Below are 23,892 nucleotides of genomic sequence, written 5' to 3' on the forward strand. Positions count from 1 at the left end.
GGCTTTGCGGTGCATTCCCATCCTCTTGGGGGATTTCCAGTGCCAAACACCCCGCACGGGGCGGGGTGGTTGGTCAGCTAGCAGTGGCTGGCTTGGGAGGCCACGCAATTGGCTGCTGGCTGAGATCGAGGCGAGTCAGCAGGACGCGATATTGTCGCCAGGCGGTGTGGGCGGCCTGTTCGGCCTCGGTGGCGATGCCGAGATCGACGGCGTCATCGAGGATGGCGATGTGCTGCGCGGCTTCGCTGACCCGTGCGGCGCGGGCAGCCTGGGCTTGGGCGATCGCCGCATCCGCTTCGGCGGCCTCATCTTTGATCCACGCCCCGGCCTCGTCATCCCAGATGTCATATGGCGATGAGGGGGCGAGCAGGGTGAGCGAGAGAGGGATTTCGCCGAGCTCGGTGATCTCGGTTTTTGCGCCGGTGAGCTTGATGTAGGCGGCTTGGCCGCGATAGTCATCGACAAGCTGCCAGTCACCCGCCGCACGGATGATGGCCTTGCCCGGCTGGCGCGCGGGCGGGGGGTCGAGATGGGCGCCGACAGGAAGACCGGTGCCGGTTGATACCCACGCATCCATGGCACCCAGATATTCGCTCGTGATGTGATCGACGCAGTAGGCTTGCGCCCAGCCATCGGCCTCGGCAAAGCCGTTTTGGCCCAAAATTGCTCTCGGTTGGTTCATTAGGCGGCCCTTATGATGTAGTTAAACGCGATGTTTGTTGGACGGTTATCATGAGGCACAACATAAACGTCCCCACCGGCAGGGGAATTAGCGTTGTTTATTTGGTATGGGGAACCAGTTTGGTTTTGGCCGGCGATGGTGAGATCATCAGACACGAAAACTGTCCCAGGCTCGAATGATCCGCCATATGTGCCCAATGTGAATTTGATATACCCCACATGAGAGCCTTGATGACTCAAAATTGCTCGTTCGACATCAATTCCCCGCCCATTATCCCACCCTCGAGGGAACTCACCCCGCATATCGAACGGGATCACGCCAGCTGGCCATAGCGCCGCCAGCTTGGGGTAGGCGGCTTTGTCGAAGATCTGCCCCTGGGCGATAAGAAATCGGCTGTTGGGCGGGGTGGCAGCCACCCAGGGGATGGGCACGCCGATGGGGGCCACGATATCGAGCAGCGCTTCCATCGCCGCTTTCATCTCTTTGGGGGCAACGGAAATATTACTGAGAATCCCTGAGATAGCCTCGGATTCCGTCGCAAAGCGCGACACCCCAGCAAGCTGCTGACTAGCCACTGGGTGTTCGTCCTTGAATTGCAAAATGGTGGTGTCGAGGGTGATTGCCCCCGCCGTGGCCAGATACCACACCCGCGCGCCGTTGGCTGCGCCCTCTTCGATATAGACACGGGCGCCGCTGGTCAGCTTGGTGCCATTATCTGCGTCGGTAGCTCGCGTCCATCCCTGAGCAGCTACCAGATAAATACCGTTCTTCGCAGCAGCCGTCTGGTCTTTTACTAACACTCTATCGCCAACCGTCAGTGTCACACCGTCTATGGTCTGGACGCCAGAGAGGGTGATATTGGCTGTGGTAGCAGCACGCACGCTCTGCTTGGCGTCAAGCTTCTGCAACTGTTCCTGCACATAGTCTTGCGATGCGATCCATGCCGGGGTTAACTGGCCTGAATTGAGCTGATCGATCTGCTGTTTCAGAAATGCGGTTCGGTTTGCCAGCCCTTTCGCCTGGACGTTGGCAATGCCATTAGGGCCGCCTAGCACCGGATCCGTGGTTTCTATTTGATAGATGCCAGCATCATAGCTGGGGGTCTCTGTTACGTTTGCCATTATGCAGTCCCGTAGTTATAGGTGCCGTCATAACGAAGTGCCCCGTCATACAGGTTGGCAACCTCGGTGTAAATCAATGCAACCAGGTGGCAGCGTGCCGGCGCGGTATATTTCAGGATGCGGCGCACCTGCTCTGCCTGTTTGTTGGTGATCGGTCGGTCAAGAATGACACGGTACTTGGCCCACTCATCCGGAGAGCCAAAGGTTGATAGGCCGTCATACTTGAGAGCGCCGTTATAGGTTGCCCCGTAAATCCCCTCGATGATCTGCGCAGTGCCGTAACCGGCATTGGCAAGGGCGCGGCGAACAGACCACACGGACCCCTTGCGGCGCTGTACCGATACCGCCTCGCGGATGGTCTGGCGTTTTGCCTCATCAGACCAATCCGGTGACCACTCATCGCAACCGAACGCCCACGCCAGCCACGGCAGCAGATCTGACGGGCAGTTGTCAGGGCTCCATATCTCGCGGGTGCGGATCGGCACATCAGACAGGCGGGGGACGGTCAGCGCCAGTGCAACCTCTTGGGCGCTGGAGCTTGATGGCAGCAGTGATGAGCTACTCACGGATCACCCCGGCGGTGATATTGATGGCGGTGCAGTGAGGGGCCTGATTCCACTGGATAGGGATATCAGCAGCCGGTGAAGAGAGATTAACCTTCTGCACCCCCGGGCGGCGCAGAGCGGCATATACTCCATCGAGGGTGATATCCATCCCTAACTTGTGCATCTCGGTGGCATAGGCTTGCGCGCTGGTAGTGGCAGCATCAAGCACCTGCTGTTGCCCCACCCCGGGGAAGAAGTCGAGCACGGCATTGATCTGAAAGTTCACCACGTCGGCGGCAGACACAGCCACTGTGTCGCACAGCGGCCGCACTGTCTCGGCGTTGGTGGCTGCAATCACTGCATCCAGCGTTGCCTGTGGCGGCACGCCGGTGCCGGTGCGCGAGAGCACTGCGATGTTTACCAGCCCCGGCACCAGGCTATCTACCCCCACATCCAGCACGTCACCGCTGGCACTGAGGGCGTGATAGACATAGCTGCCGATGGAGCCCGCCGTGGTGTACCCCTCGAGGGACAAGATGATGCGCAGGCGATAGTCATCGTCAGCCTCCATCACATCATCGGTGGGCGGGATGGCATCTGGATCGCCGGGCACCAGCACCAACCGGGCAACGTTATAGTTACCGCCGATCTGGTCAAGATCAGCCCCTTGCGCAAAGGCCAGCATCACCGCCTTGGCGGATTCATTGACCCGTTGGCGCAGCAGCACCTCGCGATAGGCGGCGACTTCCAGGATCTTGTATGCGGGGTCGCTCTCCACCAGCGCGGAGAACACCGGGTCCCGGCTCTGCAGATCGGCCAGCATCTCGGCAAAAATGGTTTCGAAGTCCAATTGCTCCACCACCACCGGCGGCGGTAACTGTGACAAATTCACGGCAGTAAATGCACTGGTCATTTGATAACGACTCCATCGATGGTTACCTTCTGACCGTCTGGCAGATACTCGCCATACAGATCCAGCTCGATATAACCGGGGGATGCGGCAACGGCCTGCACCTGCTCAAGGCTGAAGCGGGGTTCCCATTGCTGCAGCGCCTCCGCCGTGGCGGCGTAGATGTCGATCAGCATGGCGCGATTCATGGGGGCATCAATCAGGCTGGGGATCCGGCTGCCATAGGTGCGGCGCATCACTCGGGTGCCGATACGGGTACCCAATATGTCGGTGATGCTTTGGCGCAGGTGCTGGATCCCGCTCAGGCGCTTGCCTGTGAGTGAGTTGGTGCCGTTCATGGTTGCATTGTTGCCAGCCACCACGTTCAGCACCTCTTGGGGGATTTCCGTCAGACTGGTCCGTCTGAGTTCTGGTTTCCGCGCTGAATGCCGCTGTGGGCGTGATCTGACCCGATATTCTTGCCGTTGTGGGTCACCTGCCCACCTTGAATATCAAGCCCGCCAGCGGTGATGACGAAGGTCACTCCGCCAACGCCAAGGGCAATACGTCCGCGATCGGCGGCGATGGTGGTGCCGTCGATAATGGCGTTCAGGGTGTGGCTGACGCTGTCATAACTGACGGTGCTGCCATCATGAAATACCGTCTTTTCAACGTTGTCTCCGCTGGACGGAGCGGGGTTACTCTCCGAGTACAAGCTGCAGACGATGACAGCCTGCCCAAGATCGCCATACGGTGACAGGATAAGCACCTGCTCGCCAACGCTGAGCGGGCTCCAAGTCTTGGTGTGCCCTGCCCGATCTGCACCGAACGGCAGCCAATCAGATTCGAAGCCGGAGACGGCCACCTTGACTCGAGGCGCATCAGGGTCTGAGAAATCTTTATCTATGACCTCCCCTACCCTGATCAGGTTGGCAATCTGGCGCGACAGCTCACCAATGCTGTAATCGTTCATGGTGCCACCTGGGTGTATTTATCTTCGTTGCCAAGGCCGATATCCGGTGCAACACCGCTGAAAATGGTGGTAGGTGTGATGCCTTCATCAGTCCAGACGGTTTCGCCAAGGTGCAGCCGCTGCTGCCACTCGACCCGCCATACCTCGAACTGTGAGAGATCCTGATCCTGCCGGCGGCCCATCACCGAGAAGTCATCCTGATAGGCGCCTATCACCATCGCCTCGCCGGTTGGCAGCTTCTTGGCTTGGTCGGCAGGGTTGGTCCATCTGCGCATCCGCAGCCACGCCTCCAATGCGGCAGCCAGCATCCGGATGGAGAGCTTGGCCTTGGCCATGCTACCAGCCTGCGCCCGAAACCCGATCACCAGCTCCGCCTCGAACTTTGCCAGCACGGCCAGCTGCTCGGTTCCGGGGTCGTTATCGGGATCGGCCTCCAGTTCGGTCAGCTCCAATAGACAGGCCGGGGTGACCAGTGATTTGCGATCTTCGCGGTAGAACTCGACCGTTTGCAGGTTGGGGAAAGCGGCCTTGATATCGGCCACGATGGCATCGTGAACAACGGAAAGATCGATATTGGTATTGGCGTTCATCGCTCACCTATCTGGAATTTGACGCGGGCCTTGAGGTCGCGCATAAAGTGGCGCCAAAAAATATCGAGGGTCTGCTCGAAAACCTCATCCTCGATATAGACAAATGCGGCATCTTCAATGGTTATCGACTGCTCAACGATAGGCAGTCGATCCTTTCCTTTGCGCTTGAAGATGGTGTTCTGGCCTTTCTTGCTGCTCTTGGCAACAAAGGCATCATCAAAGTAATAATCCTTCTTCCATGCCCCGCCGTCGTCCTGCTGAATTCGCCCCTTGAAGCTGCTGACAGGCAGTGGATTAAGCCCATACCAGAGAGCCACGCCATCAGATCCCGGTGTTGCCCTCAGCTTGATGGAGCGTAACCGCTTGCGCAGAGCCGCTGCCACTCGCAAGCCAAGCACTTTCGGCAAGCCTTTTGATGAGAGTTTGCGCAAACTTGCTTCTGTTCGGCGCAGCGCTCTGGATAGCGCGAATTTGATTTGCTTGTCGCTGGCCTGCAGATCTTCACCAATGCGCAGCAGGTCTTGCCAATCAATATCAAAGTGCAGCATGCTGTGGCCCCTGCCGTGCCATCGTCACCAGCGCCCAGCCGGTTCCGTCTGCCTGCGGGCTGGTCATCACATCAAACCGCTCTCCGGCCACCACCACCTCATCACCCCGGCTGATGCCTACCATATCAACCTCTTTGCCACTGATGCGCGGCTCGCTGGTGTCGGCCTCATACTCGCCAAGCTGGGCGTTGAGGTAGGGATCATCGAAGATCACCGAAATGGTTCTGGTACTGCCATCCCCAAAATGAACAACGGCGGGTGTTGCAAACCCGCCGCTACTATCCAATTGCAGGAAGGCGTCCAGGTTCTCCCAGGACGGCCCGCGCATCAGGTATACTGCTTACGGCCGACCAGCGACACCCCGCGCACCACGGCGTTGGCGCCGCCAGCCAGGGTATCCACCACCCGCACGAACTTTTTCAGTGCGTCGGCGTTCATGGTGATCGACGGGGCGGCGGCAGTGGTACCGACAGCCGGGAATGCGCCGTTGGGCACATCAGTCCAGTTGGTAGAGCCATCATCGCTGTGCTGCAGCTTGGTGGTGCTGGTGCCAGCGTTGGTGGGGCCAGAGTTCATGATGATCTGGCAGATGCCTTGAAAATCACTGACGTTGACCGCCGCGCCGTTACCGGAGGAGGTGATGGAGGCCGATACGGCCAGTACGATTCGGGTTACACCGCGCATTTACTCGCCCTCTTTCTGATCGGTGTCATCACCAGCAGCAGGCGCTGCCTCGATAACATCGATGATCTGATCCTTGGTCATGCCGCTGGCCACTTCCAGACCGCGCGTCTTGGCGTACTCGAGCAGGGCAGGTTTGGTCCAGCTGGAATAATCCGTGCCGGTCTGCTCTTCCTGCAGCTCCACGCCATCTTCTTCGGTGGCCAATACCGCCTTGCCGCGATGAAGGAAGTTTTTGGCCTCCGCCTCGCTCACTTCCACCAGTGAACCAGCCTTGTGGATCTGGCCATCGATGGCGATCGCACAGGTCAGTTTCAATACATAACTTTTCATCCGGTCACCCTCTTGGATGGAAGATGGCCGCCATCTTGAATGGAAGGCGGCCACCCCTTAATTACGCGACGTTCTGGCTGCCCCAGCAGAACGACTCAACACGGCGCAGGACAAAGTCAACGTCCTGGAACACCACGATGCGCAGGCCGCCGGATTTGCTCAGGCTGTACGGGTCAACGGTCAGATCCAGACCGCCCCACATACCGATCAGCATGTCGGCGAAGTTGCCGAAGAACACATCGCCTTGGGCGATCTGGTTGCTGATCTCGCATTGGTATCCGTTGACGGTGTTACCAGGCTCCCAGATTGTTGCCTCGGTGCCGGTGCCAAACTTGGCGCTTGACTTGCAGTTTCCGCGGAAACGGGCGTTACCGATGTAACCCATCTGGCCGATATCGGCGTTGTCAGCCGCGATCTCGGATTCCATCGCCACCAGCTCGGCATAGGTAGGCCACAGCGCAGCAAAGTCAACGGCGTTGATCCCGGTGTAGTTCTTGATGCCGCGCGGCTGGTTGCCAGCTCCGCTGCCGTAGTAACCGGCAAAGTCGATGGCCTGCGCCATGGCATTGACCAGATCACGGCGCACGATGCCTTCGGCATCAATGCTGGACTGCATCAGCAGACGGCGGGTGATATCGGTGTAAGCACCCAAGGTCTTGGGAGACAGCTCGAGCTGACCGATGTTCGGGGTTCCTTCTTGCGCATCTTCACCTTCACCCAGCCAGTAGGCGGTCGCGCCACCGGTTTGACGGGGGATATCCACGTTGCCAACCAGTCCACCCATGGTGGTGGCCAGGCGCATGATGGTGGTGCGGTTGCGCAGCATGTCGATAAAGCTGCCACCCATAAAGGTGGTATCGACCAGATTCTGGCCGGACTGCGCACCGTTCGGGGTATTGGCTGCACCGCCAGCATTGAAGGCGCGGGAGTTCAGTACGTCCTGCGGGATCAGGATGCCTTGGGCGGTCTTGCCGAGTTGACGCTGGGCGGTCTCGGAGCACTCGAGTTCGAATGCAGCCGCCTCGCGGTCAGCCCGGGTTGCGTTGGGTTGCAGAGCGCGCACTGCACGGAAGATGCTGTAATTGCGCACTTCCTGATCGGTCAGGCCGATATCGGCGCTTTGCATCTCGGAAAGCGGAGTGCCGGAGCGCTGGGAAGGCTGGGCCGGTTGGCCTGCTGGCTTCTTGGCGCCGCGGGTATTGATGTGATCCAGCACCGCAGCGCGGAAGACGTCTACGGTATCGCCTGCGGCAACGGCTTTTTCGGCCAGTTCTCGGCAGTCGTATTGGGTGCCCATCTGCAGAATGGATGCGGTACGCTCGCGCTCGGCCTTGGCCGCGTTGTTTTGGGCCGCACGAACATCTGCGCCAGCCTCTTCCAGTACCTCGAGCACTTCGAGGATCTTGCCTTCGGCATCAACCAGGGCGCGTACCAGATTGCCCTTGCCGTCACGCAGTGTTTTTTCCATCTTTCTGACTTCCTCAGTAGTTGAGTCTTTAGCGGTCGCGCCACTTTCAGTGATTGCAGTTTCACCAATGTGCCGTTTCCCATCCTCTTGGGGGATTTCCAGTGAGCGGCCCACGCCAACAGAGGGATCTGCCGGAACGCTGACGATGGAAATTTCGTAGGGCTCCCAATCGATAATCCGATAGGTATCATCCCCACCTTCGATCTCTTCTAGCTTCGCGGCCAGGATCCGGTACCCCACGGACACATGGCGGCGGATGCCGTCCATCACATCCTGAAAAATCTCGTCGGCATCCTTGTTGCGGCTGAATCTGACGATGGCGCGGCCCCGGCGGTCATCTCCGATAGTTACCGACTCAATCACGCCGATCTGGTCATCCCAGTCGTGATTAAGCAGCAGCGGAGCGCCATCACGCAGGCGGTCAAGACGGATGCTGCTCGGAGAGTGATCCAGCACCTCAAAGCCAAACCAGCGTTCAACGGGAAGCTCGGAAGAGAAAGCCAGCGACACGGTGCGTTTATCAACGTCAAAGCTGTCAACCTCCATGTCGCGGTGCATGGAGCCTTTGGCGTTGAAGTCAGGCAGTGCCTTGCCTTGGCCGCCATCGCGGGTCATGTATGCGCCGATCAGGCTACTCAGGCTACGCGGCTTCATTGGTGTTCCCTCCGGTGGGTGCAACTTTCGGTTGTGGCCTGCCCATGGAGAGCAATACCAGTTCTTTGGCGGTGGCTTCGTCGATCCCTTCCGATTTGTAGGCCTCGATCATCGCGGCGACATCGCGGGCCGACTCTTGCCAGACGGTTTGCGGGTCTTGACCCTGCTCGCGGATAATCTTGCCCGGGCTGGTCAACATGTTGTTCTTGGCCTCGACGGCGGAGTTCACATCGGCGCGCGGGTCGATCCACTGCCAGCGGCGGGCTTGCCACTCAACGACTCGATATTGATCGAGGCGCTCTGCTGGAAGAGGTTTGCCTTTGACCTTGATCAAGCCAGCCAGCAGTGCGCGGGGCAGCCATGCCTCGAACACAGGTTCGATCAGGCTTTCGATCAGCCACTCCTGCAGATCCTTCCAGTGCTCGCGCTCATCGAGGGTGCCCTGCCGGATGCTGGAGAAGTTGACCCCTTCCAGATCGCTGGCGAGGTTGTTGTAAAGCACCCCGAATCCGGCGGCCATGCCGCGCAGGGCTTGCTTGTAGAAGGGGGCATACTCACCGGTCGGGTATTGCGGATTGCTCTCTTTAACGCGGGCACCGGACGGCAGCACTCGCCATTCGCCTGGCTCGCTCTCGATAGTCAGCTCTTCATCGTCTTTCTCTTTTGTCTCTGGGCCAAAACCATCATCCCACTCGATAAAGCCCATCTGGTTGGCGCCGGTGCGGGCCTTGATGATGGCCGCCTCTTCCATGGCGCCGAGCTGGCGCATACGGAACAGGGCGGTCGCCATCCACGGCAGGCCGCGCTTCTGGCCCACCATATCCTCGAGAAAGCCGTGAACGATCTCTTCCGCCGGGATCCGCACATATCTTTTGCCGCCCCAGTGGTAATCGGCTTCGCTTTCGTCGGTGGTAGTGAAGTAGTAAGCAAGCGGGCGGCCGTAGCGGTTGAACTCAATCCCTTGCCGGATAAAGGCACCAGTGCGCGGGCGCTGGTCGTTCAGGTTGATTGGGCAGCGCTGCGGATCCAGCACTTGCAGGGCAAATCCCCACGGCCCGCCATCGGCACCGAACACCAGCCGCACCATGAACTCGCCATCTTTGGCGGCGCTGGTGATGCAGTTGTTCTGAATGGCGCGCCATGAGCGGCGGCCGGTCACATCGCAGTTCTGGCGCTTGCCCCACTCCAGCCAGCTATCTTCGATCGCCTGGTTGGCGGCGTTGTCGAGCTTGCCGCGCGCGGTCATGCTCTGGGCCTGTAGCATTACCCCTTTCGGGCCGACGATGTTTTGCCGACACATGCGCAGGAAGGAGCGACCGTAATCGTTATTGGCTGACTGCTCGCGGGAGCGGGCCACCAGCACAACCTGATTGCGATCAACAATTTCATCGGCGGTGAGCGGGGTGCCACCCCATGCGGTACCGAGCCGGTCTTGCCGGGCGGCTGCAAACATGCGGGCGCCGGTGCGGTTGCGCATAAAGTGGCGCTCTTGCTGTGCCGGGGCAGCTTCGCTTTTGGCGAATTTACGCTTGAACCATGCGAACATCAGCGGAGCCTCACTCTGACGGTGTTGCCAAACGGGTTACGGCCGCAGGCGAGATCCTGCTCACGCTTGACCAGTCGAACATAGTGGTCGCGCAGCTTGAGCAGATCGGGGATAGAGGTGCGATAGAGCTCGCGGTTGTTGATGCGGTACCGCTCCTGATCCAGCGTGGCCCGCTGGGCGATCACAGCCTCGATGGCATCGAGGGCGATCTGGTTTGGCGTCCGGCCATCAAAACCGACTGGGGCATTGATCAGATCCGGGGTGATGGTGACTTGCCCACACTCCACCTCGACCATTTCACTGGTCGCGGCATCAACGGCGCGCAGGGTGTACCAGTAATCACCGGGAACCCAGCCCGAAGTTTCGGTGACTTCGGCACGAAAGCGATGCTGAGACCCTTCCGAGGTGGCGGTCATGGTCATCGCTCCGGGGCCGCGCAGGGAGACAAAGACGCTCCACGCGGGAGCAGGGTATGCGGTTAATGTCAGCAACAGGTTAAACGTTAACCCGGCTCCGATTTTTGCAGGAAAATTGCAGCTCACCAGCCCCTCACCCATCCGCCTTTATTGCGCCCCGAGACGGATTTGGAGCGCTTGATCGTGGGTTTAGTCTGGGTTTGCGTGGGTTTTGCTTCCTCTTGGGGGATTTCCTTCTGCCCTTCCGGCTTGATGTGGCCCCCCTGCGCTGGCCGCTTGGCGGTTGGTTTATGGGTTGGCGCCGCGTCTTCATCAGGATTGGCGAAACGCTCGGCCAGCCGCTTGAATGAAGGATTCATTATCTTGAGTGCAGCATAGGCATACACCCGGCAATCCAGCGCCTCGTTGCGGGCCCGATCCGGTTTGTGCCACTCCCTGTATGGCTGACCCTTCACGTACTTGGTGACCAGTTTTTCGGCGGTGATCTGCTTGTACCACTCGGCATCCCGAACTGTCGGTGTGTGGCAGTAGCCTGGGCCGCTTGTTCTCTCGCCAGCTCCGACCGTAGCGGCCAGACGGCGCATCACGATCAGCTTGCCCTCATCAACGCCTACCCTGAACAAATCGACCTTGCGGGAGTTCTTGCCTGACTGCTTGCGCTGCGGCTTTTCAACGATGGGGCGGCCCCACCCCGGGATCCCCTTGATGGCGAACAGGCGGCGACCGGTCTTTCCCTTGGCATAGTCATAGGCCGCCTGGGTCATACCGTTGGTACCGCCAGTATCAAGACAAGCCGAGCTGATCGACATTATCGCGCCGGATTCGTGCTGATAAGTGCCTGCCAGCACATCATCCAGATCGTCCCAGACATCCTGCTGCAGCGGGTCACCCCACAGCACGTAGTAGGCGATAGACCAGCTTTCATCTGCCTCGCCCCATGCCACGATTTCGCACTCGAGGCGGTCCATCTGCATATCGATCCCGGCGGTCAGGTACAGGCCGCCCATCGGTACATCGGCGCGATACTCTTCAGCGCGCAGTTGCAGCCCGGACGGATCAGCCTTCTCGCCCTTCTCGGCATAGACCTCTGCCAGCGAGACGTTGACGAAGGATTGCATGTCGCCAACTGACAGCTTGTCTAGGTAGGACTGGACGATATCCCGCATCTTGCGGAAGGTGCTCAACATCTCTGGGCCGTGGAATGAGGCATGCCCCCTGAATGGTTTGGCTGCGCGCCACCCTCCCCCGTTCTTTTCGGCATCCCGTATCGATGCTATGCGCTCGCCATCCGTCCAGATAGCACCGCATCCCTCGCAGGCATAGCCAGCCGTCTCCGGCAGGTGCTCCTTGCCGATATCCTCCTCTGCATCATCAATGCCAGTGGATAGGCGGCCTTGCCAGGTGACGTTTTCCCACTTCAATACCTGGGCGTGGCCGCAGTGCGGGCACGGCACATAGAAGCGGCGCTGATCACCCTCTTCGTAGGCGATGGAGATCCGGCTAGAGCCTTCAATGGTGGGGGTGCTTGACTCGGTGCGCAGCGCTTCATCCCCGAACGATGCCGCCCGCTGGGCCAGCAGCTCACTGAAATCCCCCTCTGGCAGTGGATCATAGCCGTCGATCTCGTCCTGATGGATCACAGGAGCAGAGCGGCCGCGGGCTGTTTTCGGTGAGCCTGACCAGCAGAACATCAGCCAGCCGCCGATATAGGAGATCATCCGGCTGTTGTTGACCCCTTCCCGCCCGCGCTGCTTGGCCATGACGCTGGAAAGCTCAGGGTTGGCGTCCAGCATCGGGCGCAGCTTTGTCTCCTGAAATGTCTGGATGTCGCCCTGAGATGGTTGGGCGAAGATCTGGGATTTCGGCTCGTGCTTGATGAAGTAGGCAGCAATGCACTGCTGAATGGTGGTCTTGCCCATCTGGGCACCCAGCTTGTAGGTGACGCGGCGGATCCCGGGTTGCTTGATGACATCGATCATTCCGCGCTGTGGCGGGGCGTTATCAAACCGGATCGGGCCTGGCTTGGCGTTACCGACCGGGATGCGGACGTTATCCTCTGCCCAAACGCTTGGCAGCACATCCGCAGGTGGGATCAGGTTTACCGTCGCACGGCGCAGCGCCTCGGCAACAGCAACCGGATTGCTGAACTGGTGCGCCTTAGTCATCGTCCCCGTCTTGCTCCTCGTCATCATCGAGCAGTTGGTCATCTTCTGCCGCAGTCTCCAGCGCCAGCACCAGCTCTGCTCTCAGCTTGGTTTTGAACTCGGTTTCATCGCTGCAGCCGATCAGCTGCATCACCGCGCGGCCTGGCACCTGCATCACGTTCTGCCGGATCACCGCCATCAATGCCGCGGTGGCCCGCTCGAACTCACGGACGGGGGCGACCTCCCCCTTTGCCTTCGCCAGCTCCAGTTCGGCCTTCTCAGCCTCCGCCGCCAGCTTGCGCAGCTTGAGCTCTTCCTCAGACGCCTGCGCCGTGCCGCGGCCTTCATCCCGGGCTTTGTCGCGTAGCCACTTCATCACATCGGCAGTATTGAAAGTGGCGGCAACCCCGCGGGATCCTTTCTGAGTGATCGGGCAGCCGTTGCGCACCCATCCGTCAACAGTCGGGGGGCTAACCCCCATGATCACGCACAGCTCTGACTTGTTGACATTCTGGCCGGCGTTCTTGACTGCCATAACGAACCCTTATCGAGGCTTTAGTTATAATTAGAAATTCTTATCTTGCGGCCCACGCAGATATCAAATACCGCGGAGACTATGCCCCCGCAGGGGAGCCCCCCGGAGGAAGTACCTTTGTGGCACGTCACTGCCCTGATGCAGCACGTCGAAGCCCCTTGGTTTGGTTGCGCAGCGTGTCGTAGGCCCGCTCACAGGCTAACCCTGCGGCTCTTGAGCGGTCATAAGCTGCTGCCAGCTCCCCCGCTCTCGCGTCAGCCCTGCCGAGCACGTCGGCGAGCACCACGCTGGGCTCGGCTGCTGGCGCGCCTGACTGGGCAGTGGCGGAATTACTGGGGCACTTACCTGCTCTTGCTGCCAGGCGCTCGGCTGTGTCGCGCATGCTGTCAGCAGCAGCATCGGCAGCAGCAGCATCAGCTTCAGCCCGGGCAATCTGTTGTTCTGCATGTTGTCTCACCTCATCAATGGCTCTCTGCCGGCGCTGTTCTTCCTCGTGCACCAGCTCCAGGGCCTTTGTCTTCGCCTCGGCCAACTCCCGCGCCTGCTTGTCCCACTTGCCCTGCCACTCGGTGGTGGTGACGCTGACACCATGGCTGTAGGCCCACCACAGACAGGCCAGCACACCGGCGATCGCCAGGAGATATGGAAGGGCGCGGCGCATCATCTCGCTGCCCATGGCCGCACCTCACCGACGATGCGGGGAAAAGAGGCCACGTTCAGCCACGTGAACGAACGCATGGCAACGATGCCGTCGAACTCCTCACCAGGGCGCACGTCTTCCATGCTGCACACCGGGTGACAACCGTCTTCCAACAGCTCAAGCGCCACGTCTTCGGTGATGAAGCGCTGCACCAGCAGGTCCAGTAGGTGTTTCAGTATCTCCATCATGCTGCCGCCACTCCCTTCTGAATGGCAGCAGCGCCGCCCATGCCACGGAACAGGCATTCCTCGGCAGCACGGCGACGGATAAGCCCGCGCATTACCCGGCCGTCGTTCTTGTTCCAGCGGCGGAACTGGAGCGCTGCAGCATCATAGGCGCCGGCGTTGAGCATGCGCAGCAGAGTGGAGCCTGCCAGCGCCTTGCGGCCGACGTTGTAGGCGAACAACACCAGGGCATCAAACTGGCCCTGGGTCAGTGGCACTTTGACCAGCGCCACCACATCACGCTCGAAGCGGGTCACGTCGATCAAGAACGCGGCATCGGCCTGTTCCTGCGTCCACACCAACCCCGGCTTCACCTCGGGGCCGGTATGCCCCCAGCCAATCGTCCAGGGCTCGCCGTTCTCGCTGCCAGGGTCAGGGTATGCCTTCAGCTTGCACTGCTCGAAGTAATGGGCCACGGCGACGCCGTGCTGTGACAGTCTCATGATGCTCACTCCGGCTTATTGGGGCAGTCTTTGCACCTGAGCTGACGCAGGACAAAATCACGTACCCGTGGGAAATAGGTCTTCATCCACCAATGGCGGATCGCCAGAGAAGCCACCGACAGATTCAGCAGCGCCTCAGCTTCTTGCCCGGGATTGCTCAGCACCCCCAGCGCCGCCAGCATCAACAGCAAGCACAACACCTTGCCGATGAGCCCATCGTGGATATCTGGCGACAACCAGCACCAGAAGGCCCACAGCACAATGACCGTCACGGCGATGGAGTTGAGGAACATCATTGACCGCCTCCTGTTCGACTGAAGCGCTCTTTCACCAGCTCAATCAGGTCCAGCCCTTTGATGGTGCGCAGGCCGGCCGCCAGCAGTGAGCCGCCAAAGGCGCCCAGCAAAAAGCCGACCCCACCGGCGAGGCCGGGATCGATGCTGTACATGCTGATGGCCAGGGGCGTGGTGAAGTAGGCGCAAGCCGCACCGGTACCGATAAAGACCACGCGCCCCTTCCAGGTGCGCAGTTCTTCATGGAAAGGGACGGCCACCAAGGCGCCGATAAGGCCCGCGAGGGCCCACTCGGCATTTGTGAGGATTCGCTCTATCAGGCCCATGCTGTGCGGGCCCACATGTTGTTTTTCATTGGTATAGCTCCGGTGCTCTTACCTCTCTGAGTGTTGCCAATTGCAGCTTTGCTATCCTCTTGGGGGATTTCTGCCCGCGCCAGATTTCTTATCTGACGCTCAGACAGCCCCATGATTTCAGCGATATAGGCAGAGGGGGTGCCATCCTTGAGCATCTTCACGATGGCCTGATCCCGAAACCGGCGGTAGATGTCCATGCAGTTGCCGGGCTGCAGGATCTCGCCGCCGAACTCCTTCACCAGCTTGTCAGCATCCGGCCAGCCGAGAATGGTCACCAGCGGGTGATCGGGGCGCAGGGTCTTGGGCACGTAGAGGATCACGCAAGAGCGCTTGGCACCAGGGTAGCGGTGATCACGCTCATAGCAGCGCGGCAACTGGCCAACCAGATAAAGCGCCTGCTCCACCCCGATCACCTCTGCGATCTCCCGCACGCTGCGGGGCAACTCGGCCAGCGCGCTCCTCATGCCGCCTCCCTCACTGAAATGGTCACCCGCAGTTCGCCACCCTTCACCACCTGGGCACGCTCCACGCTCAACAGATCGATCTGGCTGTCATCCAGCCACACCCCGGCATGGGTCATGGCGTCCAGAGTAGCCTTGAGCACGTTATCGAGATCCCGCGCCCGGCGATCGGGCGGGCAGGCAACCAGCGACACCGCAAGGCGGCCGGCCAGCTGGCGGTTATTGACCCCGCCCAGCATGCACATCTGGGCCGCATTGGTGCGGTACCGGCGCCCCTCCTCACTGAGCAGGGTGCGCGGCTTGCCCTTCACCGCCACATTGCGCCAGATCCGGTTGGTTGAAGGTGGCCACGGCAGGGTGACGGTGAATGACTCAGGCTTTTTCATTGAACACTCCCAAGGAGCAGGCCAGCTCCAGTGTGTTGATGACATGCTGCAGCTGCGAACCGTGCTTGGCCTCCCAGGCCTTCCAACCGACCTGATGCAACTCCATGTGCGGCTGGTGGGCGAGCGGGAACACCATCAGGTCATGGGCCTTGCTGCCCATCACACTCATGCCGTGGCCCACTACGTGGTGCGCCTCCACCCCCTCGCGGCTTCCGGTAATCACACAGGGCAACTGACGCACAAAGGCAAGATAGGGCTCGCACTCCCAGCGCTTGCGCTTAGGCTTGCCAATAAACAGGGCGTCGGGTTCAGGGTTGATATGGCGAACGGCCGGTTTGGCCTTGATGCGGGGGCGCAGATCGGCCAGCGGGTCATCAGCCAGCAGATCGGCCTTGTTGACGCGATAGCGGGCATCGGTCTCCTTGTAGCCACGCCCAGGCACCAGCACGCGCTCAGGCTCCAGCGGCGGCAAGCGGCAGGCATCGCGCAGCACGGCGGTTGGCAGGCAGTGCTGCACCTTGTAGACGGTCGCCCACCAACAGAGATCCCGCACACCCAGATCGAGCTGAGACACCCCGCACCAGCCCGCCACCTTCTGCAGCCAACCAAGGCGATAACTTTTCGCTCTGATGTCATGCCGCCACCCCGCGCAGTACGCCATCACGGATCAACCGCTCCACCAGCCACTGCTGGCCCTTGCCGGTAATCAGCGGGGTAAAGCTGATCCGCTTCTCCCCGTTCGATTCAAAGGTGCTCTCCCGGGTGGCGAAGTAACCACGGTCCACGAACTCCTGCATCGGCAGGTTCCAGCGCTCCCCCCGGCAACTCATCAGGATCTTGCGCTCGCGCAGCATGCCGAACAGCTTGGTGGGTCCCAGGCCAACGGTCTTGGCGAATGCCGACAGGGTGATCCCCTTCTCGATGCTGGCGATCTGCTTAGCAAACTCCACGGCCGGGGCATCCAGCGCCACCTTGCGCTCCAGCGCCATCTTGCGCTCCAGCGCCATCTTCTGCTCTGCCAGCTCGGCAGCCAGCCGCAGCGCCTCCGGCAGCGTCTGGGGGATCATCATGGCGGGCTGGTGGACCTGCTGCTCCAGCTCCTGCCAGCGGCGAATGATGCGGATCCGCAGCGCGGCGCTGTAGCCGGAGACCAGGCAAATAGTCTCCTCCTTGTCCAACAACAGGCATGGCTGGGTGCGGCCAAGGCCATCCTTGTAATCAGCTAACTTTTCAGCCGATTGAATTTCCACCAGCATCCGGCGGATATCGGCCATCACGTTCTTGTGCTCTTTGCCGGTCAGATCGGCGATCTCGAGGCTGCTCATCACCGGATTGGTCAGTGCGGTCATGTTCATGCGGCACCTCCAACCAGAAGTGCTGGCACCATGACTTCATCGCCAATCTTTTCAGCCACCAGAGCTCTGCATATGGCTACCATTGGGGTTTTACCGAACATTTCGTCAGTGCTGCGCCCAACAGATGCTGACCATTCAGTTGGCTCGCCTTGCGCTGAGACCCAGATGTTGTACTTCTGGATCAGTGGGCCACACTGCGCCCAGTTTTTTGACGGCTGGTAATAAACAGCGAAGTCGCCTGCCACTGTTGGGCGACCGCGAAGGTCATAGCGCAATCCGTTTTCTTCTGCGGTAAGACCGTTCGCAACTGCTACAGCCCAATCAAGAGCGTGACCATCAAGCTCTTCGGTTTTTACCAAGATCTCACTAGCCATCACTTCACCCCCATCGACACATTCGCGGCCAGATACACAGCCAGGCCAATCATCACCACCACCATCAGGGTGCTCTTCATGAAATCGCGCATTTGATCATCTTCAACGTGGCAGGCCGCTGTTGCTGGCCGCGCAGGGCGTTTACCGCCGTCACTAACTCGCCGAGATCGGCATCCTGCACCAGGTAGTGCCCGGCACGGTGTTGTGCAGAGGTGAACCCCAGCTGGCGCGGGCAATCCGACACCTCAAGGCGCACCTGTACCGGCAGCCAATCCTTCACCTCTGGGTACACCGCGACCCGCACATGCTTGGCAGCCTTGATATCCCGCTCGCAGGCTTCACTGAATGTCACTGCCATCACATCACCCTCCCGCTGATCACCGCGCCACGCTGGCGCATCTCGCCCATGACGGCGGCGATCTCGCCTTGCAGCTGGCCGGGCAGTACGGCCCCGCAGCGCATAAATACCCTGGCCTCGGCGATCATCTCGCAGGCCCTGACTGAAATGGTTTGCCCGATCGGTACCGCTGACTGGACGGGCGCCAGCAGGGCCATCGCGGCTGCCCTGACCTCTGCCGGCCTTGGGGCGAACTGGCGGTCGGTATCGTTGGCCAGCGCCATCACCGCTTCCGAGATCTGCTCGGCGGTCATACCCCGCAGCTGCAGGCCCCAGGCCATCGCCACCCCGCGGGCATTGCCGTCCAGCTGGTTGGCACTGGCTGGCCACAGGCCGGCCATCAGCGGGAGCAACTCGTCAGCCAAGAACATGGTCATGCCGGGGCTCACCTGCAGCGGCTCCTGGGTGGCGGGAAGGCCAGCCTGGTTACAGGGGAGTGTTGCGGTCATAGGTCACCCCCTGTTCGCGCAGGGCTTGCGCCTGCTTCTGGGCCTGCATCAGGTTGGAGAGGTGCTGCGGCTTGGCTGATGGGGCGCTGCGCTTGGCAACGAGTTGATCCCACTTCTCGCGCAGCTTCTGCGGGGAAAGCACGTTGGCACACCAGAACGGATCCCGGCTCACCCAGTCGTACAGCTCGCAGAACTCCCGGTGGGTGCGCTTGTCCAGCTCGCGCATCAGGCGCACCACGTTGGCCCACTGTGGCCAGTTGGGCTCCTGCGCGGTCGGGTTGAGTTTCAGCACCCGCTTGAACATCCACTGAGCGGTTTCCAGGTCTTCATCGGTGCCCCACGCTTTACCGTTCGGGGTCTGGACGGCGGCGCCAGCAATGGTGCGGGTCTTCTGCCGGGGGGATGCCGGCCCTGTGGTGGCTGGTTCAGCAGCGACCAGCTCATCGCCAGTGCCCTGCTCACTCTGCTTGTCGAAATTCGCGTCAGCGAGTTGCGACGAAAAGTCTTTAAGATCATTACTTGTTTGATTGTTTATATTGTTTAGATCTTCGGCGTGAAACTCCGCGCCTAACTCCGCGCAATCAGATTGCGATACCACCTGCAACCCCATATCCGATGCGGCTTTGAACTCCGCGCCTAACTCCGCGCCATCGTGTTCTGAAACTCCGCGCTGATACTGGTCGTAATTGAGAACAGTTATCAACGTGTAACCCTTGGTGCCCTGCTTGCTGGTGCGGGTGATCATCCCGTCACGCTCGAATGCTTCCAGGGAGCGGCGGGCGCTATCTTCGGAGATGCCACAAGCCTCACCCAGTGAACGAGCAGAGCCAACCAGCTGGCCACGGTTCAGGGTGACGCGGTTGCCGTTGAAGGTATCCTCGGTGCGCTCATGGGTGACCTCGAGCAGCAGGTGCAGCCACAGGGACTTGCGAGCAGGGTCACGGTAAAACGTGGCATCCTTGATGCTCTTGTACAGCAGCACAAACCCGCTGCGGCGGTTCTCGTTCACGTTGCAGCCTCGCTGTGTGGTGGGTGCGCTGGCCGGTGCCAGGCGAACGACGTTACCCATGAGCCACCTCCTGCAGGTGCTGCATCAGGCAGCTCAGGTGACGTTTTGCCTGCTCTTTGGTTGCCGGGATCTTGATGCCGCGCAGCAGACCGCCATAGACCAGATAGGACTGGCCCTGACTCTCCACCAGACGCGGGATCACAGCCGGGATCACGTTGCGGCGCTTGCCTTGCGCTTTGGCGCCAGCTTCGGTACGCTTATCCATGTTGTTTTCTCCAAGAAAATTGACCGCGGGTCGGGCTGTTACCGCAGCGCCGGCCCAATCTTTTTGAACTCCATTCATCACTTCGCTCCTCCTTGCACAGCCACTGGCAACGGGCGAACCTGACTTGCCACTGACTCTTCCAAACTCAACAGCTCCCTGATGGCGCGATGCACTGCCGCCGTAATCGCCTGACGCTCGATCGGGTCAATCACCCCGTCCTGACGCGCCAGATGCAGCTCACCGAACACCGCCCCCACCACTGAGGTGACAGTCATCACCTGGTCGGCCAACTCTTCCTCGCTCACCGTGCTATCCGGCAGAGCCACCAGCACATGGCCACGAGACAGCGCCCAGGCTTGCAGAATGGCGTTGTCACCGGTCAGTTCGGTAACGGCCATGGCCTCAGACAGGGTCAGGTGATGGTCTTCGCACTGCGGGTTGAACTTGTTGTTCAGGGTGGTCGGGCGCTTGTTGCCCATCAGCTTGGCCCGCTCGGTGATGTTGTACCGGCGGCTTAACTGATAAGCGGCGTCAATAGGGTCAGATGCGTGGGAGTGATCCCGCTTGACTCTCGTGGTTGTTTTTTTGGCTTCTGTCATGATGGTTTCCATAGAGTTACCGGGCTGAAATCACTGGCGATGCTCTGGGTAGATGATTTCCATGACGCTGATTTCTTGAGAGAAAAAATCAGCAATCCGTTGGGCTCGCTCTAACGATGCCTTTTGAAGGCCGCGCTCAATGCGGCTCAGGTTGCCAACGTCAATCCCTACCGCCTGACTCAGCTGATTGATCGTTACCTTCTGCTGCTCTCGCAACTTACGAAGAGGTGTAAGCATGAACGCCCCCTTATATGCGCTACACGCATATTCAAGCACACAAAACTATGCGTGTCACGCTTTGCGCGCTCCGCATATAAATTGCCATCATGGACAAATGAAAGTTGGAGCCAAAATCAGAGCGCTTCGAAAAGAGCGCAAAATGACTATCAACGAGCTGGCCATCCAGGTGGACAGCGACGTTGGAAATATTTCTCGATTGGAGCGCGACCTGCAGGGCTTCAGCCCACAGCTGCTATCCAAGATCGCGGACGCACTCGGCGTGCCTGTTTCAGAGCTGTTTTCTGACGATTCGCCTGTCTCTTCCCACCAAAACATGGAAATAGCCCAGCCGGACATACACCGAATCCCGGTGATCAGCTATGTACAGGCAGGGGTATGGACAGCACCGAACGAAATCCGTGAGTGCGACGGCAATATGGCCTACATCACCACCGATCTCGATCTTGGTGCGCGGGCATTTGCCATCGTGATCCGGGGTAACTCCATGGAGCCTGAATTCACCGAGGGTGATCTGGTGCTGATTGACCCGGACGAACCGCTCCACCCTGGCGACTTCGTGGTTGCCAAGAACGGCGAAGAAGAGGCCACCTTCAAGAAGTACCGCCCCCGCGGCTACAGCGAAGACGGCAAAGAGATCTTCGAGCTGGCCCCGCTCAATGACGACTACGCCACCATGCGATCAGACCGCCAGCCCATTCAAATCATCGGCACCATGGTGGAACACCGCCGCCGTAGAAAGCGTCGTTAACAGCGAGTGACGATATTGGAACTGGCAATAGATACATATCACTATTCGGCTATCCGCATTCATCGTGTGATGGACGACGGCAGAACCGGAGCCAGGTTATGCAGATGCAGTGACGGCAAAGACTATGTCATCAAGACGCTAGGGGAAGTACCTCCTTATGAGCTAATTGCCGAATGGATTTGTGGTCATCTGGCCATCGCCTTCGGTCTCCCGGTTCCCCCTTGCAGACTGGTGATCGATATGCCGCGTCTGATCAAACAGAACGGCGATATTTGTAACGAGCCCGATGATACAGTTGGCTTCGCATCCCTCTATCAAGAAACCTCTGTGACATTAACGAGGCAAGCCTCTTTATCAGTTCTACCTCAGCTCAAAACGGATATTCTGGTTTTCGATGCTTGGATAAAAAATGGTGACCGCACCCTGTCTGGGCAAGGCGGTAACGTGAATCTGCTTCAAGACATTCTCAATCCGCAGCAACTTTGGGTTTTTGATCACAACCTTGCGCTAAACCCTGATGAAGATCTTGCAAAGTTGGCGACGCACCATGTTTTTTGTGGTGAAAATGCGGGGGTTAGCCTAGATGATATGGTGACTAAAGCGGAGTATGAAACACGAATACAGCGCTGTATGGAGCTGTTGCCTCACATCATCGCCACCATCCCAGAGAGCTGGATTGAGGAAGCCAACAGCAGTAGACGCGATGGAAAAGAGGTGATCAACGATGTCATCTCCCCCATACTGAGAAAGTATAATGACCCCGATTTTTGGAGCTGGATTACGCCATGAAGCATGAAGTTCTCTATGCCACTGTGCAGTTCCGCCCCTACCGAGAAACTGAAGAGTTTGCCAACGTAGGGGTGGTGATGTGCGCCCCCAAAGTGGGATTCTTTGACTATCGTATTGAAACTAAAAGTTTTTCAAGAGTAAGATCTTTTTTCAGCGACCTGGATCGCCAACTGCCAAACCGGGCGACTAGCTACATCGCCAGCGAGCTTGAACGCGTCAAGACGATGACTGTGCGTGGCTATACACCGGAAGGCATGCGGTCGCTGTTCCAGGAGGTGACCAAGGTTAAGGAAGGGCTCATCTACTACAGCCATGTCAGGCCGGCCATCATGGATGGCGAACTGCAAGATGCGCTGGACGGCCTGTACCAACACTACGTTCACCACAGCTTTTCCAAGCACCCCTCGGCAACCGAGCAGTTGGAGAGAACAATGCGAACTCTGCTGGAGCAGCACGATCTACGCAAGCACTACCAACAACGTAGCTTGGAAGATGACATGGGGCTGGTAAAAGCCAGTATTCCGTTCACTCACCAGAAAAATGGCAAAACCATGAAGGCGATTCGCCCTCTTAGCTTGACTAGCGGCGCCCCCAACAAGATCGTTGAGACCGCCGAGCAATGGGCCAGCCGCCTTCATAGATTATTCGGAGCCGGCATACTTGAGCCTCGAAACGTGATAATGCCGCTTGAGCTTCCCCAAGAGAGCATTGATAGAGGCATTGATACGGCAATTAATATGGCAAATAGCATTTTCAAACAAAATGATATTATGACGGTATCGGCAAATGATGAAGATAGGATTTTGACCTTCGCCTCACAATTATAATGACAAACAACTTACTATAGCCCGACATGTCGGGCTTTTTTATGGGAGAAATACATGAAACGACTTGCCACCTTGCTGATCGCCAGCGTGCCGCTGCTTGCCCAGGCGGGATTTATCCACCCCATGGACTTCGACGGTACCGAGGCCCAGAAAAAGGAGGTGATCGCTTATATCAAGGATCGTGTCAAGCACGACTACTGCGACGGCCAGCTCGATATGTGCCAGCCCACCACCCTGCGCATGATGGAACAGCAGAACCTCGCCGACTTCAAGCAAGCCACCCAAGCCAAAAACCGTGACATCATGGACCGAGTGATTCTGGACTACTGTGATGGCGGCATTGATATGTGCAATTACAACACCCTCTGGATGATGTACCAAGAAAACCTGAAGGCCAGCAGTGAAGAGCTGAGCTGGTAGCCGTTTCATAAGCCGTAGTGCCAATAAGTAGTTGATCTAGGAATTGGCGAAAAGGAGAAATCAAGGATGAAAAAAATAACACTCACAGGTCTAGTAATTCTCGCAGTGACAACAATCGTTTGCTACACGCAACTTACCCTGTTTGTCATACCACCAATTGGAGCTATACCGAAAGGTCAGACCGCTATTATCATTCGCCTGAACAAGACAGAGTTCATCGACAGCCCGGATGCTATGTGTGAGAGAATGCAAGGTGGGGTTAGCCTCCTATGCAGGGGAATGACAATTGCTGCAGTTGGGAAAAATGCCACGATTTTGGGGCGGCTTCCTTACAGTTCATGGCTCTACAGTATTTCGACTGGCGGCAAGACCTACGATCGATAAAAACAATTCGTTGTCGCCTCACGGCGTACCTACTGATCGCCGCCTGAT

The 23,892-nt window shown here is 58.9% G+C and carries 37 protein-coding genes; 5 read left to right on the forward strand and 32 right to left on the reverse strand.

Going from position 1 to position 23,892, the window contains the following annotated elements; all coding sequences use genetic code 11:
* Positions 1 to 73: 73 nt before the first annotated feature.
* From H7R73_RS13700 to H7R73_RS13855, 32 genes are all read right to left on the reverse strand, one after another.
* Positions 74 to 682 (reverse strand): tail fiber assembly protein, encoded by a 609-nt coding sequence (locus H7R73_RS13700; RefSeq protein WP_182951187.1) that lies wholly within the window; start codon positions 680 to 682, stop codon positions 74 to 76.
* Entirely contained in the window at positions 682 to 1,803 is a 1,122-nt protein-coding gene (locus H7R73_RS13705) for a phage tail protein (RefSeq protein ID WP_182951189.1), read from the reverse strand. Before H7R73_RS13705 ends, H7R73_RS13700 begins: the two co-directional genes overlap by 1 nt.
* The gene (locus H7R73_RS13710; RefSeq protein WP_182951192.1) at positions 1,803 to 2,369 is read right to left on the reverse strand and encodes a phage tail protein I; all 567 of its coding nucleotides are present in this window, start codon (positions 2,367 to 2,369) and stop codon (positions 1,803 to 1,805) included. Before H7R73_RS13710 ends, H7R73_RS13705 begins: the two co-directional genes overlap by 1 nt.
* Positions 2,362 to 3,261 carry a baseplate assembly protein gene (locus H7R73_RS13715; protein WP_182951194.1) on the reverse strand — a complete coding sequence of 300 codons (900 nt, stop codon included), beginning with the start codon at positions 3,259 to 3,261 and terminating at the stop codon, positions 2,362 to 2,364. The genes H7R73_RS13710 and H7R73_RS13715 overlap by 8 nt, the downstream gene beginning before the upstream one ends.
* Positions 3,258 to 3,629, reverse strand: a complete 372-nt coding sequence (locus H7R73_RS13720; RefSeq protein WP_232092689.1) for a GPW/gp25 family protein — start codon at positions 3,627 to 3,629, stop codon at positions 3,258 to 3,260. Before H7R73_RS13720 ends, H7R73_RS13715 begins: the two co-directional genes overlap by 4 nt.
* Positions 3,630 to 3,646: 17 nt before the next feature.
* The gene (locus H7R73_RS13725; protein WP_182951198.1) at positions 3,647 to 4,210 is read right to left on the reverse strand and encodes a phage baseplate assembly protein V; all 564 of its coding nucleotides are present in this window, start codon (positions 4,208 to 4,210) and stop codon (positions 3,647 to 3,649) included.
* Positions 4,207 to 4,800 carry a hypothetical protein gene (locus H7R73_RS13730; protein ID WP_182951200.1) on the reverse strand — a complete coding sequence of 198 codons (594 nt, stop codon included), beginning with the start codon at positions 4,798 to 4,800 and terminating at the stop codon, positions 4,207 to 4,209. The genes H7R73_RS13725 and H7R73_RS13730 overlap by 4 nt, the downstream gene beginning before the upstream one ends.
* The gene (locus H7R73_RS13735) at positions 4,797 to 5,348 is read right to left on the reverse strand and encodes a hypothetical protein (protein ID WP_182951202.1); all 552 of its coding nucleotides are present in this window, start codon (positions 5,346 to 5,348) and stop codon (positions 4,797 to 4,799) included. Before H7R73_RS13735 ends, H7R73_RS13730 begins: the two co-directional genes overlap by 4 nt.
* A complete protein-coding gene (locus tag H7R73_RS13740) occupies positions 5,335 to 5,676 on the reverse strand; it encodes a head-tail joining protein (protein WP_182951204.1) in 342 nt (113 codons plus the stop codon). The genes H7R73_RS13735 and H7R73_RS13740 overlap by 14 nt, the downstream gene beginning before the upstream one ends.
* Positions 5,676 to 6,032 (reverse strand): hypothetical protein, encoded by a 357-nt coding sequence (locus tag H7R73_RS13745; protein ID WP_182951206.1) that lies wholly within the window; start codon positions 6,030 to 6,032, stop codon positions 5,676 to 5,678. The genes H7R73_RS13740 and H7R73_RS13745 overlap by 1 nt, the downstream gene beginning before the upstream one ends.
* On the reverse strand, positions 6,033 to 6,362 hold the full coding sequence (locus H7R73_RS13750; RefSeq protein ID WP_182951208.1) for a hypothetical protein: 330 nt from the start codon (positions 6,360 to 6,362) through the stop codon (positions 6,033 to 6,035).
* A gap of 61 nt (positions 6,363 to 6,423) precedes the next feature.
* A complete protein-coding gene (locus tag H7R73_RS13755; protein WP_197971160.1) occupies positions 6,424 to 8,484 on the reverse strand; it encodes a phage major capsid protein in 2,061 nt (686 codons plus the stop codon).
* Complete coding sequence (locus H7R73_RS13760) at positions 8,471 to 10,030, reverse strand: phage portal protein (RefSeq protein WP_182951211.1); 1,560 nt, start codon at positions 10,028 to 10,030, stop codon at positions 8,471 to 8,473. Before H7R73_RS13760 ends, H7R73_RS13755 begins: the two co-directional genes overlap by 14 nt.
* On the reverse strand, positions 10,030 to 10,446 hold the full coding sequence (locus H7R73_RS13765; RefSeq protein WP_182951214.1) for a hypothetical protein: 417 nt from the start codon (positions 10,444 to 10,446) through the stop codon (positions 10,030 to 10,032). The genes H7R73_RS13760 and H7R73_RS13765 overlap by 1 nt, the downstream gene beginning before the upstream one ends.
* Positions 10,447 to 10,568: 122 nt before the next feature.
* Positions 10,569 to 12,611, reverse strand: a complete 2,043-nt coding sequence (locus H7R73_RS13770) for a phage terminase large subunit family protein (RefSeq protein WP_182951217.1) — start codon at positions 12,609 to 12,611, stop codon at positions 10,569 to 10,571.
* Positions 12,604 to 13,125: a terminase small subunit gene (locus tag H7R73_RS13775; RefSeq protein WP_043851878.1), complete on the reverse strand. Its 522-nt coding sequence runs from the start codon at positions 13,123 to 13,125 to the stop codon at positions 12,604 to 12,606. Before H7R73_RS13775 ends, H7R73_RS13770 begins: the two co-directional genes overlap by 8 nt.
* A 127-nt stretch (positions 13,126 to 13,252) precedes the next feature.
* Positions 13,253 to 13,801 carry a DUF2514 domain-containing protein gene (locus H7R73_RS13780; RefSeq protein WP_182951218.1) on the reverse strand — a complete coding sequence of 183 codons (549 nt, stop codon included), beginning with the start codon at positions 13,799 to 13,801 and terminating at the stop codon, positions 13,253 to 13,255.
* Positions 13,786 to 14,013 (reverse strand): hypothetical protein, encoded by a 228-nt coding sequence (locus tag H7R73_RS13785; RefSeq protein ID WP_182951223.1) that lies wholly within the window; start codon positions 14,011 to 14,013, stop codon positions 13,786 to 13,788. Before H7R73_RS13785 ends, H7R73_RS13780 begins: the two co-directional genes overlap by 16 nt.
* The gene (locus H7R73_RS13790) at positions 14,010 to 14,492 is read right to left on the reverse strand and encodes a lysozyme (protein ID WP_182951225.1); all 483 of its coding nucleotides are present in this window, start codon (positions 14,490 to 14,492) and stop codon (positions 14,010 to 14,012) included. Before H7R73_RS13790 ends, H7R73_RS13785 begins: the two co-directional genes overlap by 4 nt.
* 5 nt (positions 14,493 to 14,497) lie before the next feature.
* Complete coding sequence (locus H7R73_RS13795) at positions 14,498 to 14,788, reverse strand: hypothetical protein (RefSeq protein ID WP_182951226.1); 291 nt, start codon at positions 14,786 to 14,788, stop codon at positions 14,498 to 14,500.
* Positions 14,785 to 15,045, reverse strand: coding sequence for a hypothetical protein (locus H7R73_RS13800; RefSeq protein WP_197971161.1), 261 nt, complete (start codon positions 15,043 to 15,045; stop codon positions 14,785 to 14,787). Before H7R73_RS13800 ends, H7R73_RS13795 begins: the two co-directional genes overlap by 4 nt.
* A 56-nt stretch (positions 15,046 to 15,101) precedes the next feature.
* Complete coding sequence (locus H7R73_RS13805) at positions 15,102 to 15,605, reverse strand: hypothetical protein (RefSeq protein WP_182951228.1); 504 nt, start codon at positions 15,603 to 15,605, stop codon at positions 15,102 to 15,104.
* Positions 15,602 to 15,988, reverse strand: a complete 387-nt coding sequence (locus H7R73_RS13810; protein ID WP_182951229.1) for a RusA family crossover junction endodeoxyribonuclease — start codon at positions 15,986 to 15,988, stop codon at positions 15,602 to 15,604. Before H7R73_RS13810 ends, H7R73_RS13805 begins: the two co-directional genes overlap by 4 nt.
* The gene (locus H7R73_RS13815) at positions 15,975 to 16,649 is read right to left on the reverse strand and encodes a DUF968 domain-containing protein (RefSeq protein ID WP_182951749.1); all 675 of its coding nucleotides are present in this window, start codon (positions 16,647 to 16,649) and stop codon (positions 15,975 to 15,977) included. The genes H7R73_RS13810 and H7R73_RS13815 overlap by 14 nt, the downstream gene beginning before the upstream one ends.
* On the reverse strand, positions 16,621 to 17,343 hold the full coding sequence (locus tag H7R73_RS13820) for a phage regulatory protein/antirepressor Ant (RefSeq protein WP_182951230.1): 723 nt from the start codon (positions 17,341 to 17,343) through the stop codon (positions 16,621 to 16,623). The genes H7R73_RS13815 and H7R73_RS13820 overlap by 29 nt, the downstream gene beginning before the upstream one ends.
* Entirely contained in the window at positions 17,340 to 17,717 is a 378-nt protein-coding gene (locus H7R73_RS13825; protein ID WP_182951234.1) for a phage protein NinX family protein, read from the reverse strand. Before H7R73_RS13825 ends, H7R73_RS13820 begins: the two co-directional genes overlap by 4 nt.
* Before the next feature lie 76 nt (positions 17,718 to 17,793).
* Complete coding sequence (locus tag H7R73_RS13830) at positions 17,794 to 18,075, reverse strand: hypothetical protein (protein WP_182951235.1); 282 nt, start codon at positions 18,073 to 18,075, stop codon at positions 17,794 to 17,796.
* Positions 18,075 to 18,563, reverse strand: a complete 489-nt coding sequence (locus H7R73_RS13835; RefSeq protein WP_232092690.1) for a hypothetical protein — start codon at positions 18,561 to 18,563, stop codon at positions 18,075 to 18,077. Before H7R73_RS13835 ends, H7R73_RS13830 begins: the two co-directional genes overlap by 1 nt.
* Positions 18,541 to 19,632, reverse strand: a complete 1,092-nt coding sequence (locus tag H7R73_RS13840; RefSeq protein ID WP_182951236.1) for a hypothetical protein — start codon at positions 19,630 to 19,632, stop codon at positions 18,541 to 18,543. Before H7R73_RS13840 ends, H7R73_RS13835 begins: the two co-directional genes overlap by 23 nt.
* Positions 19,625 to 19,837: a hypothetical protein gene (locus H7R73_RS13845; protein WP_182951237.1), complete on the reverse strand. Its 213-nt coding sequence runs from the start codon at positions 19,835 to 19,837 to the stop codon at positions 19,625 to 19,627. The genes H7R73_RS13840 and H7R73_RS13845 overlap by 8 nt, the downstream gene beginning before the upstream one ends.
* 77 nt (positions 19,838 to 19,914) lie before the next feature.
* Positions 19,915 to 20,448 (reverse strand): phage regulatory CII family protein, encoded by a 534-nt coding sequence (locus H7R73_RS13850; RefSeq protein ID WP_232092691.1) that lies wholly within the window; start codon positions 20,446 to 20,448, stop codon positions 19,915 to 19,917.
* An 18-nt stretch (positions 20,449 to 20,466) separates the two neighbouring features.
* Entirely contained in the window at positions 20,467 to 20,673 is a 207-nt protein-coding gene (locus H7R73_RS13855; RefSeq protein WP_182951238.1) for a helix-turn-helix domain-containing protein, read from the reverse strand.
* A 97-nt stretch (positions 20,674 to 20,770) separates the two neighbouring features.
* On the opposite strand from H7R73_RS13855, the gene H7R73_RS13860 reads away from it, so the two are divergent.
* The 5 genes from H7R73_RS13860 to H7R73_RS13880 all read left to right on the forward strand — a co-directional run bounded on the left by H7R73_RS13860 (position 20,771) and on the right by H7R73_RS13880 (position 23,844).
* Entirely contained in the window at positions 20,771 to 21,424 is a 654-nt protein-coding gene (locus H7R73_RS13860; protein WP_182951239.1) for a helix-turn-helix domain-containing protein, read from the forward strand.
* A 15-nt stretch (positions 21,425 to 21,439) separates the two neighbouring features.
* Complete coding sequence (locus H7R73_RS13865) at positions 21,440 to 22,213, forward strand: HipA family kinase (protein ID WP_232092693.1); 774 nt, start codon at positions 21,440 to 21,442, stop codon at positions 22,211 to 22,213.
* Positions 22,210 to 23,040, forward strand: coding sequence for a DUF3037 domain-containing protein (locus tag H7R73_RS13870; protein WP_182951243.1), 831 nt, complete (start codon positions 22,210 to 22,212; stop codon positions 23,038 to 23,040). The genes H7R73_RS13865 and H7R73_RS13870 overlap by 4 nt, the downstream gene beginning before the upstream one ends.
* Positions 23,041 to 23,094: 54 nt before the next feature.
* The gene (locus tag H7R73_RS13875) at positions 23,095 to 23,460 is read left to right on the forward strand and encodes a hypothetical protein (protein ID WP_182951246.1); all 366 of its coding nucleotides are present in this window, start codon (positions 23,095 to 23,097) and stop codon (positions 23,458 to 23,460) included.
* Positions 23,461 to 23,526: 66 nt separating this feature from the next.
* Positions 23,527 to 23,844: a hypothetical protein gene (locus tag H7R73_RS13880; RefSeq protein WP_182951248.1), complete on the forward strand. Its 318-nt coding sequence runs from the start codon at positions 23,527 to 23,529 to the stop codon at positions 23,842 to 23,844.
* Positions 23,845 to 23,892: the final 48 nt, after the last annotated feature.

This window comes from Aeromonas sp. WP2-W18-CRE-05 (assembly GCF_014168615.1).
Lineage (GTDB): Bacteria > Pseudomonadota > Gammaproteobacteria > Enterobacterales > Aeromonadaceae > Aeromonas > Aeromonas caviae.

Coding starts and splice junctions, on each gene's coding strand:
- H7R73_RS13850 (WP_232092691.1), bottom strand. CDS start 20,448: ATGGAAACCATCATGACAGAAGCCAAAAAAACAACCACGAGAGTCAAG.
- H7R73_RS13810 (WP_182951229.1), bottom strand. CDS start 15,988: ATGAAAAAGCCTGAGTCATTCACCGTCACCCTGCCGTGGCCACCTTCA.
- H7R73_RS13790 (WP_182951225.1), bottom strand. CDS start 14,492: ATGAGACTGTCACAGCACGGCGTCGCCGTGGCCCATTACTTCGAGCAG.
- H7R73_RS13795 (WP_182951226.1), bottom strand. CDS start 14,788: ATGATGTTCCTCAACTCCATCGCCGTGACGGTCATTGTGCTGTGGGCC.
- H7R73_RS13845 (WP_182951237.1), bottom strand. CDS start 19,837: ATGGATAAGCGTACCGAAGCTGGCGCCAAAGCGCAAGGCAAGCGCCGC.
- H7R73_RS13730 (WP_182951200.1), bottom strand. CDS start 4,800: ATGAACGCCAATACCAATATCGATCTTTCCGTTGTTCACGATGCCATC.
- H7R73_RS13820 (WP_182951230.1), bottom strand. CDS start 17,343: ATGAACATGACCGCACTGACCAATCCGGTGATGAGCAGCCTCGAGATC.
- H7R73_RS13705 (WP_182951189.1), bottom strand. CDS start 1,803: ATGGCAAACGTAACAGAGACCCCCAGCTATGATGCTGGCATCTATCAA.
- H7R73_RS13735 (WP_182951202.1), bottom strand. CDS start 5,348: ATGCTGCACTTTGATATTGATTGGCAAGACCTGCTGCGCATTGGTGAA.
- H7R73_RS13815 (WP_182951749.1), bottom strand. CDS start 16,649: ATGGCGTACTGCGCGGGGTGGCGGCATGACATCAGAGCGAAAAGTTAT.
- H7R73_RS13880 (WP_182951248.1), top strand. CDS start 23,527: ATGAAAAAAATAACACTCACAGGTCTAGTAATTCTCGCAGTGACAACA.
- H7R73_RS13860 (WP_182951239.1), top strand. CDS start 20,771: ATGAAAGTTGGAGCCAAAATCAGAGCGCTTCGAAAAGAGCGCAAAATG.
- H7R73_RS13830 (WP_182951235.1), bottom strand. CDS start 18,075: ATGGCAGTGACATTCAGTGAAGCCTGCGAGCGGGATATCAAGGCTGCC.
- H7R73_RS13840 (WP_182951236.1), bottom strand. CDS start 19,632: ATGGGTAACGTCGTTCGCCTGGCACCGGCCAGCGCACCCACCACACAG.
- H7R73_RS13765 (WP_182951214.1), bottom strand. CDS start 10,446: ATGACCGCCACCTCGGAAGGGTCTCAGCATCGCTTTCGTGCCGAAGTC.
- H7R73_RS13870 (WP_182951243.1), top strand. CDS start 22,210: ATGAAGCATGAAGTTCTCTATGCCACTGTGCAGTTCCGCCCCTACCGA.
- H7R73_RS13785 (WP_182951223.1), bottom strand. CDS start 14,013: ATGATGGAGATACTGAAACACCTACTGGACCTGCTGGTGCAGCGCTTC.
- H7R73_RS13750 (WP_182951208.1), bottom strand. CDS start 6,362: ATGAAAAGTTATGTATTGAAACTGACCTGTGCGATCGCCATCGATGGC.
- H7R73_RS13875 (WP_182951246.1), top strand. CDS start 23,095: ATGAAACGACTTGCCACCTTGCTGATCGCCAGCGTGCCGCTGCTTGCC.
- H7R73_RS13835 (WP_232092690.1), bottom strand. CDS start 18,563: ATGACCGCAACACTCCCCTGTAACCAGGCTGGCCTTCCCGCCACCCAG.
- H7R73_RS13780 (WP_182951218.1), bottom strand. CDS start 13,801: ATGGGCAGCGAGATGATGCGCCGCGCCCTTCCATATCTCCTGGCGATC.
- H7R73_RS13725 (WP_182951198.1), bottom strand. CDS start 4,210: ATGAACGATTACAGCATTGGTGAGCTGTCGCGCCAGATTGCCAACCTG.
- H7R73_RS13760 (WP_182951211.1), bottom strand. CDS start 10,030: ATGTTCGCATGGTTCAAGCGTAAATTCGCCAAAAGCGAAGCTGCCCCG.
- H7R73_RS13745 (WP_182951206.1), bottom strand. CDS start 6,032: ATGCGCGGTGTAACCCGAATCGTACTGGCCGTATCGGCCTCCATCACC.
- H7R73_RS13700 (WP_182951187.1), bottom strand. CDS start 682: ATGAACCAACCGAGAGCAATTTTGGGCCAAAACGGCTTTGCCGAGGCC.
- H7R73_RS13755 (WP_197971160.1), bottom strand. CDS start 8,484: ATGAAGCCGCGTAGCCTGAGTAGCCTGATCGGCGCATACATGACCCGC.
- H7R73_RS13775 (WP_043851878.1), bottom strand. CDS start 13,125: ATGGCAGTCAAGAACGCCGGCCAGAATGTCAACAAGTCAGAGCTGTGC.
- H7R73_RS13825 (WP_182951234.1), bottom strand. CDS start 17,717: ATGGCTAGTGAGATCTTGGTAAAAACCGAAGAGCTTGATGGTCACGCT.
- H7R73_RS13740 (WP_182951204.1), bottom strand. CDS start 5,676: ATGCGCGGGCCGTCCTGGGAGAACCTGGACGCCTTCCTGCAATTGGAT.
- H7R73_RS13805 (WP_182951228.1), bottom strand. CDS start 15,605: ATGAGGAGCGCGCTGGCCGAGTTGCCCCGCAGCGTGCGGGAGATCGCA.
- H7R73_RS13770 (WP_182951217.1), bottom strand. CDS start 12,611: ATGACTAAGGCGCACCAGTTCAGCAATCCGGTTGCTGTTGCCGAGGCG.
- H7R73_RS13715 (WP_182951194.1), bottom strand. CDS start 3,261: ATGACCAGTGCATTTACTGCCGTGAATTTGTCACAGTTACCGCCGCCG.
- H7R73_RS13855 (WP_182951238.1), bottom strand. CDS start 20,673: ATGCTTACACCTCTTCGTAAGTTGCGAGAGCAGCAGAAGGTAACGATC.